This is a genomic window from Pseudomonas sp. (genome assembly GCF_028293835.1).
In the GTDB taxonomy this organism is placed as follows: Bacteria; Pseudomonadota; Gammaproteobacteria; order Pseudomonadales; family Pseudomonadaceae; genus Aquipseudomonas.
On the sequence record NZ_JAQGNX010000167.1, the window covers coordinates 17662 to 29027 of the forward strand.

The 11366-nt window shown below is 56.0% G+C and carries 9 protein-coding genes; 2 read left to right on the forward strand and 7 right to left on the reverse strand.

The annotated features are described in order from the left end of the window. Positions 1-37: 37 nt before the first annotated feature. From JWR17_RS22465 to araD1, 4 genes are all read right to left on the reverse strand, one after another. Positions 38-1624 (reverse strand): aldehyde dehydrogenase (NADP(+)), encoded by a 1587-nt coding sequence (locus JWR17_RS22465; protein ID WP_299834946.1) that lies wholly within the window; start codon positions 1622-1624, stop codon positions 38-40. A gap of 81 nt (positions 1625-1705) precedes the next feature. Continuing rightward, positions 1706-3262 carry a UxaA family hydrolase gene (locus tag JWR17_RS22470; RefSeq protein ID WP_299834948.1) on the reverse strand — a complete coding sequence of 519 codons (1557 nt, stop codon included), beginning with the start codon at positions 3260-3262 and terminating at the stop codon, positions 1706-1708. 26 nt (positions 3263-3288) lie between these two features. Next, entirely contained in the window at positions 3289-4614 is a 1326-nt protein-coding gene (locus JWR17_RS22475; protein ID WP_299834950.1) for an MFS transporter, read from the reverse strand. Between the two features lie 58 nt (positions 4615-4672). Continuing rightward, positions 4673-5671, reverse strand: coding sequence for an AraD1 family protein (gene araD1, locus JWR17_RS22480; protein WP_299834952.1), 999 nt, complete (start codon positions 5669-5671; stop codon positions 4673-4675). Positions 5672-5800: 129 nt separating this feature from the next. Here araD1 and JWR17_RS22485 point away from each other — a divergent pair, with 129 nt between their 5' ends. Further along, the gene (locus tag JWR17_RS22485; protein ID WP_299834954.1) at positions 5801-6733 is read left to right on the forward strand and encodes a LysR family transcriptional regulator; all 933 of its coding nucleotides are present in this window, start codon (positions 5801-5803) and stop codon (positions 6731-6733) included. A gap of 134 nt (positions 6734-6867) precedes the next feature. On the opposite strand, the gene JWR17_RS22490 is transcribed toward JWR17_RS22485, so the two are convergent. Then, complete coding sequence (locus JWR17_RS22490) at positions 6868-8958, reverse strand: acyltransferase family protein (protein WP_299834956.1); 2091 nt, start codon at positions 8956-8958, stop codon at positions 6868-6870. A gap of 332 nt (positions 8959-9290) precedes the next feature. Here JWR17_RS22490 and JWR17_RS22495 point away from each other — a divergent pair, with 332 nt between their 5' ends. Then, a complete protein-coding gene (locus JWR17_RS22495; RefSeq protein ID WP_299834963.1) occupies positions 9291-9683 on the forward strand; it encodes a DUF2846 domain-containing protein in 393 nt (130 codons plus the stop codon). Between the two features lie 528 nt (positions 9684-10211). Here the strand turns inward: JWR17_RS22495 and JWR17_RS22500 are convergent. Together JWR17_RS22500 and JWR17_RS22505 are read right to left on the reverse strand one after the other, a co-directional pair. Continuing rightward, positions 10212-10916: an XRE family transcriptional regulator gene (locus tag JWR17_RS22500; protein WP_299834958.1), complete on the reverse strand. Its 705-nt coding sequence runs from the start codon at positions 10914-10916 to the stop codon at positions 10212-10214. A 214-nt stretch (positions 10917-11130) separates the two neighbouring features. Further along, positions 11131-11366: inorganic diphosphatase (locus JWR17_RS22505; RefSeq protein WP_299834960.1), on the reverse strand; the 236-nt coding region annotated here is incomplete at its 5' end.

Here is an 11366-nt window from a genome sequence, read left to right on the forward strand (position 1 = left end):
CGCCCAGTGAATCCGGACGGCCCAAAAACGACTTTTATCAAGACGCTATGGAATCGCGCGTCGGCTGGCCATTGACCAGACGCTGGATGCCTAGGGGATTGGTATTTTTCAACGCATCGGGAAGCAAGCTGTCCGGGTAGTTTTGATAGCAGACCGGGCGCAGGAAGCGGTCAATCGCCAGGCTACCCACCGAAGTGCCCCGAGCGTCGGAAGTCGCCGGGTACGGGCCGCCGTGGATCAAGGCATCGCACACCTCGACACCGGTCGGGTAGCCGTTGAGCAGCAGTCGCCCGGCCTTTTGTTCCAACACCGGCACAAGGTCGGCAAAGTCTTGCAGGTCGCCTGGCTCGGCAATCAAAGTGGCGGTCAACTGGCCGTGCAGGCTGGATAACGCCTCATGGAGCTGTGCCTTGTCAGCGACTTCAACCACGATCGTGGTAGGGCCGAAGATTTCTTCCTGAAGGACCTCATTCCCCTTTAGCAGCAGACTCACGTCGGCTTGAAACAGTTGCGGGGCGGCCCGATTGCCCTCTTGTGGCAAGCCCGCCAAGTGGGCGATGCCGGCCACACCAATCAGGCGTTTCAAACCATTGGCATAGCTGGTCAACCCTCCGGCGTTGAGCAGGGTTTGCGCAGTTTGAGCACTGAAAAACTGCCCCAGCTTCTCGACAAACGCGGAAAATTCCGCTGAGCGGATACCCAGCACCAGGCCTGGGCTGGTACAAAACTGCCCCGCGCCCAACATCACCGAGCTGCCTAACTCCGTTGCAATTTGGTCACCGCGAACCCGCAGCGCTTCAGGCAACAACAGCATGGGATTGATGCTCGACATCTCGGCAAATACCGGGATGGGTTGCGGGCGCGCGGCGGCCATGTCGCAAAGTGCGCGTCCGCCGGACAGCGAGCCGGTGAACCCGACGGCCTGGATGGCCGGATGTTTGACCAGCGCGGCGCCAACGCCGTTGCCAATGATCATGTTGAACACCCCGGCAGGCATGCCGGTGCGCTCTGCTGCGCGCAAGATGGCCTGGGCCATCAGGTCAGCGGTCGCCATGTGACCGCTGTGGGCTTTGAAAACCACCGGACACCCGGCCGCCAGTGCCGAAGCGGTGTCGCCTCCGGCGGTCGAAAATGCCAGTGGGAAGTTGCTGGCCCCGAACACAGCGACCGAACCGATCCCAAGACGGTATTGACGCAGGTCAGGACGCGGCAGCGGCTTACGGTCAGGAAGTGCCACATCAATTCGCGCGGCGTAAAAAGATCCCTGCCGCAAGGCATTGGCGAACAAGCGCATCTGGCCGCTGGTGCGGCCGCGCTCGCCTTGAATGCGCCCGTTTGGCAGGGCCGTTTCACGACAGGCGATGGCCACGAACTCGTCATCCAACGAGTCGATTTCATCAGCGATTGCATCCAGGAACTCGGCACGCCGGGCAGCAGCAAGGCTACGAAATTGGGGATAGGCCTTGGCCGCCGCTTGCGCGGCAGCATCCACTTCGGCGTCGGTAGCCTGTGTAAATCGATAGGGCAATGCCTCGCCCGTGGTCGCGTCCAGGCTGTGCAAGGTGACAGCTCCGGCGGCGCTGCGCTGTCCGCCAATAAAGTTGTGACCAAGAATACGTGTCATGTTCGGCACCTGAAAAGGGTTGGAAAAGCAGGGGCTGTGATCAATGCATCGATCCAGGCCCATGAAGCATTAGGTCACGCGTTAGGTGATAGCCCCTATTTGCCAAGGCACGAATTCGTTCTGCCCGTAGCCGTGCTGTTCGCTTTTGCTGCGCTCGCCCGAAGCGATCCTGAGCATCATGCGAAAGATGTACTCGCCGCGCTCTTCGATGGTCATGCTACCGTCGGCGATACCACCGCAATTGACGTCCATGTCCTCTTCCTGGGTTTCCCAGAGCCGGTTATTGGTGGCGAGCTTTATGGAAGGCGACGGTGCGCAGCCATACGCCGAACCACGGCCCGTGGTAAAGGCGATCAAGTTGGCGCCGCCGGCTACCTGCCCAGTCGCGGAGATCGGGTCATAACCCGGCGTGTCCATGAACACCAACCCATGGGCGCGGACAATCTCGGCGTATTCGTAGACGTCTACCAAGTCACTGGAGCCTGCCTTGGCCACCGCACCCAAGGATTTTTCCAGGATCGTGGTCAGGCCGCCGGCCTTGTTGCCCGCTGATGGATTGTTATTCAGCTCCGCGTTCATGCGGGCGCAGTAGGCTTCCCACCAGCGAATGCGCTCGATAAGTTTTTCACCCACCTCGCGGCTCACCGCACGACGGGTCAACAGGTGCTCCGCGCCGTAAATTTCCGGGGTTTCCGAAAGGATAGCGGTCCCCCCAGCAGCCACGACGCGGTCTACGGCATTGCCCAGCGCAGGGTTGGCGGTAATGCCCGAATAACCGTCGGAGCCGCCGCACTGTAGTCCGATGATCAGGTGCCTGGCACTGACCCTTTCACGTTCCACTTTATTGGCCTCGAACAACAGCGTGTTCACCTGGTCAATCCCGCTGGCGATGGTTTTGGAGGTGCCGCCCGTGCCCTGGATGGTGAATGCGCGCAGCAAGTCACTCTTTTCGAGGCCTTGTGCGGCAAACAGGTCTGATATTTGATTCGTTTCGCAGCCTAGCCCGATCATCAACACCGAGGCGAAGTTAGGATGGATAGCGTAGCCGCCCAGCGTACGCTGCAACATTGCCAGTGCTTCACCGTTTGGATCGACTGCGCAGCCGAAGCTGTGGGTGAGTGCGACAACCCCATCGACGTTTGGAAAATCCGCCAGTGCCTGAGGATTGATGTCACGGCGAAAATGGTCGGCGATGGCCTTGGCCACAGTGGCCGAACAGTTGACCGAGGTCAGGATCCCCACATAGTTACGGGTCGCCACTCGTCCGTCGGGCCGCACGATACCCATGAACGTCTCGTCGGTCGGCGCAGGCTTACCGCGCACGTCTATACCGAAGGCGTAGTCGCGCGTGAAATCGCCCATGGCCAGATTGTGCACATGTACGTGCTGTCCCGCTGTTATCGCTTTGCTGGCGAAGCCGATGATTTGACCATAACGGCGTACTGGCTGGCCTTGCTCGATGGCACGGGCGGCGATTTTGTGGCCTGAGGGCACCGCCTCAAGCACAACGAGGTTTTCAACGCCCAGCTTAAGGCCAACGGGTAGGGGCTGCCGGGCAACCAATACATCGTCAAGCGGGTTGAGGCGAATCACGGCGTTGGCAGCGCTTTGGTTGCCTGTGGTAGTGATGATTTGCATAGGGGTTACCTCTTTGGAGCGCAGGCTCAAGCCAGACCACGTTCGCGATAATCAATCAGGGAGGAAAACAGCATCAAGCCGAATGCCATGACCACGAAGAAAATCAAGGCTAAGAAATACGAGCCGGTGTATTGCACAATCAGGCCGATCAAAATCGGGACGATCACGCCTACCATGTTGCCGCAGAAGTTCATGCTGCCACCGAGCACGCCCGCTTTAGACTTGCCGCCCAAAATGGCTGGCAAGCACCAGTACATGCCACACCAGCGGATGAAGAATAGCGCCACACACAAGAGTGAAATTACCGCGACTGCGTCCGGCGTGTAAGCCACGACCAGGATGCACAACGCAGCAATAGCTGCAGAGCCACCAAACATGGTGCGCATCACCTTATTGGGCGTACCGCCAGCGGCTTTCCATTTATCGGCCAGCCATCCGCCAAATATTTCCCCGACGAAGCCGCACATGAAAATAAGAAAGGTAGCGCCGCCCATGGCCTTGATATCGAGGTTGTGGGCTTTATGCAGATAGCTAGGCATCCAGGTCAGCAGGCCATAAAAGACGCTGTTGTAGCAGGCGTAACCGGCGAACATCGCCAGTACCGACCGGCTCTTGAGCAGTTCCTTGAGCACAGCCTTGCGACCGCCATTGGCCTTGGTGGCCGCGTCATTGGCGTTGGTGATGTAAGCCAGTTCGGCTGCGTTCACCTTGGGATGCTCGGACGGATGGTTGCGGATGTACCACCACGCCCAGATACCCACGACCATTGTGCCGACGCCAGCAATGAAAAACGCAATGCGCCAGGAATCAAACCAAGTGATCAGACCGGCAATGATAATTGCACCGAACGCTGTTCCCAGCGGTGCCCCGCCATCGACCAGGGTCGCGCCGCGGCCCCGCTCATTGGGGGTCAACCAGGCACCATTGAGCTTCGCGCCGGCCGGCATGATTGGCGACTCAGCCACGCCTAGCCCGATTCGCGTAGCGAGCAACATCGTCCAGTTATGCGCTCCGCCCGCGATCGCCTGGAAAAAGCCCCAGCCAACGGTTGCGACTCCGATAATATTGCGCACCTGAAAGCGGTCCAACAGCATGCCAGCCGGTATTTGCATCAAGGCGTATGACCAAAAGAAGGCGCTCAGCATCAATCCCTCGAGTGCTGGCGTCATCTCAAATTCCGTCGAAATCAACGGTAGTGCCACGGAGAGCGAAGCGCGGTCGATGTAATTGATGGCCGAAAGCAGAAGCAGGATAAGGAATATCCGCCAACGCACCGCGGTCGGGCGCACGCTGTCAGCGTGACTGACGGCCGCCGGTATCGCGACCTGTACCGAACTGGTTTTCATGTTCATCTCACTTTTATTTTATGTTTGTTATGAAATGTAGGCAGAGGCTGGTGATGGCGTTCCCTCAGAGGGCGCTGACTTCTCCTGCATTGAAGACGTCGCTGCTGACTTCCACGCCATTGCGCAGCGGCGCACCGAACTCGGGGATGCTGATTTCAAAGACGTCGCCCGGCTCGGTTCGGACGTTGTCTGCAAACGAGAGCGTGGCTGTACCAAAAAAGTGCACATGGACATCGCCAGGACGCAGGAACTGTTGATACTTGAAGTGATGGTACTCAAGGTTCTCCAGGCTATGGCACATGTTGTCTTCGCCGCTCAGGAACTCCTTTTCCCACAGCACTGCCTGCCCGCGTCGGATACGGCTGACACCCGACAAATGACGAGGTAGCGCACCTATACGCAGCTCCGGTCCGTATGAGCAATTACGCAATTTGGAATGGGCGAGGTAGAGATAATTGCGACGTTCCATGATGTGGTCGGAGAACTCATTGCCCAAGGCGAAGCCCAGGCGATAAGGCCTGGCATCATCACCAATCACATACAACCCGGTCAGCTCCGGTTCCTCGCCTGCATCTTCGGCAAAAGGCGGCGAACGGAAGGCTTGGCCCGGACGCACTACGATTGTGCCGTCCCCCTTGTAGAACCATTCCGGTTGAACGCCGGCCTTGCCCGCAGGCGGACGACCGCCTTCAACCCCCCACTGGAATATCTTTGCGGTATCGGTCAGGGCCGCCTGATCGTCGACTTTTTGCTGGTGCATTTTGTCTCGGGTGGAGGCGCTGCCCAAGTGCGTAAGCCCGGTGCCACTGATCAAGCAGTGAGCCGGATCTTCATGATCCAACGGTGGCAACACTCTCCCTTCGTCAAGGGCTTGCGCATAGTTCTGACTGGTCGTCTCGGTACCACGGGCCAGCACTTCTTCGCTTAGTTGGCGCTTGTTGCGAATCGCCGCCAAAGCAAGTTCACGGGTGCTGGTCGTTTGCAGCACGACCTGAATCAAATCGCCTTCAACGACGCCAACCCGGCGTTGACCCTGAGTGTTTTCGAATTGGATAAGACGCATTACCAGCTTTCCCCTGATTATTGTTGTCGGCGGTTCGTCAGGAACCTCATGGGGATGTACTGTATTTTTTCCACGGGATGCTGCCTAATGACAGCTGCTGATTGAGCGATAACTTTTAGTCATCCCCCTATGCTCCCCACTTTAATAACCATGGTCTCCCGGCTCCGCTTCAAGCAGTTGCGGCTGTTGATCGCGCTGGACGACGTTAAATCGCTGCACAAGGCCGCCGAGTCGGTTGCCATCACCCAGCCGGGTGCCAGTAAGGCGTTGCACGAAATTGAATCAACGTTGGGCTGTGCGTTGTTCGAACGTACCAGCCAGGGTCTGAGGCCCAATGATATCGGACGTTGTGCCATTCGTTACGCACGGCTGATTCACACGGACCTGGCACACCTGAGAGAGGAGATGATCGGAATTTTGCAAGGCCATGGCGGACGCCTCTCAGTCGGCGTCATCATGGGTGCCGTACCCGCGCTGGTCGAGGCGATGGCCAGATTGCGTACCAAGCAGCCGCAGATTGCCTTCGAAATCATAGAAGACACCAGTGCCCGTCTTCTGACTCTGCTTGATCAAGGGCGTCTGGACATTGCCATCTGCCGTACCAGTGTGAGCAAGCGTCCGGCGGCGTATGACTGCCGTTCGTGCGAACAGGAACCTCTGATACTGGTCGCCAACCCCCTCCACCCATTCGCAAACCATGAACTGCTTTCGTTGAACGACCTGGCGCATTCGCGTTGGGTGGTATTCCCGGTGAACATGCCCATGCGCCTGACGCTGGAGCGCGAGTTCAGGGAGGCAGGGCTTGGTTTTCCACTCTATCCGATCGAGACTTCCTCGACCTTTACGACAATATCGTTATTGGCTCACGATCCTGATCTCGTCGCGGTCATGCCAGCAGATGTGGCGCAGATGTTCCTGGACCACGGCATCCTGATCCGTTTACCGCTCGCGCTGATCTCGCGCAACGAGCCCTACGAGATCGTCACCCGACACGGCGTCGGCCTGACGGCCCCGACCCAGTTGCTGATCGACGAACTGATGGACGCTGACGCTAATCTATAAGACGCCGCTGACTGAAGCCGACGGTGAGTCGAGCTTGCATGCTTTCATCATCAAAGCGCTAAGACTTCAGGCGTAGTTATCAGGTGTTTTATGCGCGACCGTTCGAAGATGAAGACCGGGCGGCATCTTTGTAATCAAGCTTTCGGCGGAATATTTCCAGGTGCCGGCGGATGCACTTCGACAGCGCCAATATGTACTTGCAAGTAAGGCATGGCCGAAAACGCCTTGGCAAACATAGGCTCCAGCAGACGGCCGCCATACTCGTTCAGATGATTGTCATCGAGATATAACGGCTCGCCACCTTTGCTGCCATAACAAACGTTGTCGTCACAAAGGTAGGGCAGTGGATCGAGAATTTGGACGCCGCATTGCTCATGGGCCTGGTCTTGGGTTTTCCAGACAAAGTCGTTACGCGCCATGTAGTCTTCGCGACTTATGGTGAAGTCCCTTGGACTGCCTAACAGCATTTCTTTGCCGATCGCATCGGTGACGTCGACGCGCATTTCCGGTATTGGGCGCATGAGGTAAACCGGTCGGTTTTTCGCCATGGCGCAGGCGCTCTCAACATAGAGTCGAGAGAACTCCTCTAGTGACTCAGGAGTCGGGGTATCGATGGGCGTTGACGCATAGGCTTGTGGTTTACGTTTCTCGGTTTGATCTATTCCGTTGTAGCCAAGGGGATAGATGGAGGTGCGGTTGATCACTATCAGCGGCACCCTGCTCATTTTGTTATCCAGGGTTTTTGTAATTTGTTCTAGCATCTTGATACAAGGATCATCTTGATCGCGATTGGCGTGTTCTCTGACAGTTAGGCCTGCAACCGGTAAGCAAGCGGGAGCGGCTTGAAAGTATATCCCTTGCTCGTGGTTGAGTAGGGCGTTTTGGGCAACCGTTACCAGCGTCGCGGCGTGACTGTCACCGATGATCATGGCCTCGATTTCCGGGCCTCCATAAACGCAAGGGATACCCATTGCCAGGCATTCGCCATTCCGTGGATTATTTCCGGTCTGAGCTTTGTCTATCATCAAAAGGATATCTGCAGACATGCGCTGTGATAAACCGTTTTTGGTGACCACGACCTGAGCTGCGGCACCAGTCAAGATCACTAAACCTACTAACAACGCCAGTGCACGCGGTGGTGTTAATTGCTGCAATCCGCGCCTTACTGGCTGCTCAACTATCCGATAGGAAAGTTCGCTGAGTAACAGCGCCACTAGAATCGCAGCGGTTATCCAAAGCGAATTGTCTTGCTGGTAAAAATAGAACAGCCCAGCTACAAGAGGCCAGTGCCATAAGTACAACGAGTATGAACGCGTACCCAGCCATCGCGTGATCCGATTGTTACTCCATAAAGAGTTCTCTTGCTTTGCAGCCAGTACCAGCACGGCACCAAAAGTTGGTATTACAGCCAGATAACCGGGCCACGCCTGCGCGGCATCGATCAAGAACACTGAGGCCAAAATTAACAGTAGCCCGCAATACTCCAGTGCTTTGCGAGCAGCCAGCGACGGCTTGAAATTCGATACAAGCAGGAAGCACAAGCCGCCTAGCAGCATCTCCCAAGCTCGAGATTGCAACAGATAAAACGCCTTTTCCTGAGCGGTATTGGTCAGGGCGACGCATGTCAAGAATGAGCAGACCAATACCACTGAATGAACAGCTATCATTGCTTTTTTGCTTGGAAATAATTTCCAGACGACGGTTAGTATCACCGGCAGAGCCAAGTAAAACTGCCATTCGACGGACAATGACCATGTGTGGAGCAGCCATTTGCTATGGCTTGCGCTGTCGAAATATCCCGACTCTCGCAAATAGCTTACATTGGAAAGGAAGAACAAGGACTGTCGTGCATGTTTGGCAAGCAACTTATATTCGTTGGGTGCCAGAAAAAACCAACCCAATATCAGCAGCACGGCGGCGACAACGACCAGTGCGGGGATTATGCGCTTTGCTCGAGACCAATAAAAAGAGAGTATCGAGAAGTCACCCTGTTGCAGACCTTTGGTAATAATTCCCGTCATCAGGAAACCTGAGATGACGAAAAAAACATCTACTCCGATAAACCCGCCAATCAGCCCGCCCACATTGAAGTGGTAAAGCACGACTGCGGTGACCGCCAGGGCCCTTAGCCCATTGATATCTTTTCGAAACCCGGTAGCGTTTGTAACAACTATTCCCTTACTAACCTTATCTTGGGTTTTCGTCCAGAGTTTAACTAGGTCCATTTTTACCGTGCCCGTGTAAAAACATAAAAATTATTATTAACATTTGTCAATACCGATGTAACAAACAGGCTTGTCGGAGTAAGAGGCTAGGGCCTTTCAATCAAAAAAGTACCGCTCGGAAGGTAGCTGCACACCTTGGATTAGTGCCTGATTTCTCTGTACGTAGTATTGACGCCTGAAAAATGTCGCGCTATGATTGATGGCGTATTGATATCTGTCAAGCGTCATCCTCGATAAGGACATTGAAAATGCTCAAGATTTTCCCAAAAATTTTCTTAGTACTGGCCGTTGCGCTGCTTTACGGCTGTGCCTCTGCACCGTCGCCAGACAAGATGCAGTCGGACTTGGTGGGCTATTCGCTGCCCAAGGCTGCGGTTGCTGATAAAGGGCTGGTGTACGTTGTACGACCAAGTTCAGTAGGGATGCTAGTTAGCTTCAACGTCTTTCTGGACAACCAGGCCGCTAGTTCGGAAGTGGGTCACACCGGTGGAAACGAATACATCTACTTCTACGTAACCCCGGGTACACACACCATCAATTCGAAGGCTGAGAATTGGGCTGACTTGAAAGTAGATGTGCCTGCTGGTCAAGTGGTCTATATCAAACAAGAAGTTGAGATGGGCTTCGTTATGGCCCGTAATAGCCTGGTTAAACTGAACGACACCGAAGGTCGGTATCTGGTCAAGGGCGCTTCTCTAGGTTCAATCGCGAAAGCAGCGCCGTAACGTCTATCGAAATCGCGAGCGGCCTTTGATGCTACGACGCAGTTTTTCAGGTACACCGCCTTGTTGGCGAGGCGGCCTGAGAGACGGCATCACGCTCTCGCCAAAAAACCTCCTCAGCTGACAGCTTGCCTATGTGGTCGAACGAACATTGGGCAAGGCAGTGCTTGAAACGCCCGCACTAGCTAGTGCTATCGGCAGAATTCTCGGATGGAATAGGATTATTTCGGACAATTAAAAAGCCGGCTTGTGGCCGGCTTCTCGGGGACGGGTTTGGTTCATTTTTGGTAAACCGCGACCGCCTTCAAATGTGCGTCCCGCAGCGGGGGCGACTGAATAGGGGAGCGATGCAAACAGGTCGTTCGCGTCGGTGAAACGTGGCGCGGATGATACTGGGGATCGTCGGTGATGCCCAGCATTTATGTGCAGGAATTTGGCTGAATTGGCGTTTATCCCGTTCAAATGGCGTTGAATCAGGCACGCTGTCTCGCCAACGGGTTGGCTCCTGCAGAGGGGTGCCGTTTGCCTTGTTTACGGAAACGATACCGGTCGTCGGCGAGTGTTTAAGGTGGACCACCAAAATACCCATCCCAGCACCCGAATGTTTTGTTTTTGCAGTTGCTTGGCTTCGAATACCTCGTCGGGGTACTCGGCGCTGTTGTGGCTGCGCAGCCGGAGGGTGCCGCCGGCGAGTCGGTAAAGGTACTTAATCCGCAACATGCCGTCGTGTTCGAGGGCGTACATTTCGCCGTCGATGATTTGCGTGAGGCCGCGGTCGATGCCGATGATGGAGCCGGCCTGGATCTTCTCGTCCATGCCGTTGCCGACCATGACCGCGCAGACGGCGTCGCCGGGGTCGATACTCATGGCCTGGAGCATTCGCAGCGGTAGACGCACTTTGCGTCCCGGTGCTTCGGCCACGCTGGTCTGGCCCAGGCCGTGGCTGGATTCGACCTCTTTGAGCAGCGGCACCAAGACGTCTTCGGCGTTGTAGTCGGACTCACGGCAGGCTTCGTCGATGCTGTCGCTGGGGTGTTTTGGCCCGTCTCCCGAGCGCAGCCATCGCGGGTTAACGGTCAATAGGTCCGCGACTTCCCCCATGCGCGCCATGGGTATGCCGCGCTTGAACCAGTTGTTCACGTGTTGCGGCGTCACCTTGCGATTGGCAGCGAAGTCTGAGGCGGAAAGGTGGCACTCCCGAAGGAGGGCGCGTAGGCGATCACCGGATGTTTTCATACGTCAAGTTTACGGAGGTCGGCCGGACGTTTAAATAAACGAGATGTTCAAATGAGAGGTGCGTTCGTTTGCCAAATGAGGGTCTGTACTACAAATGCCGTGCCGGTTTGTAGGGCATTTCCGAGAGTGTTTCTCGATGAGTAAACACTCAACTCCGGGGCGTAAAAAAGCCCCGGTTCCCAGGCAGGAGAACCGAGGCTTCCTATACAGTTGATCAGCCTTTGAACGCGGCGACCGACTTCATGATTTCGGTACGGGCAGCTTCAGCATCGCCCCAACCTTCGATCTTCACCCATTTGCCTTTTTCAAGGTCTTTGTAGTTCTCGAAGAAGTGCTTGATTTGCTCAAGCAGCAGTGGCGGCAGGTCGGTGTATTCCTTGACGTCGACATACAGCTGGGACAGCTTGTCGTGGGGGACTGCGATGACTTTGGCATCGCCGCCGCCGTCGT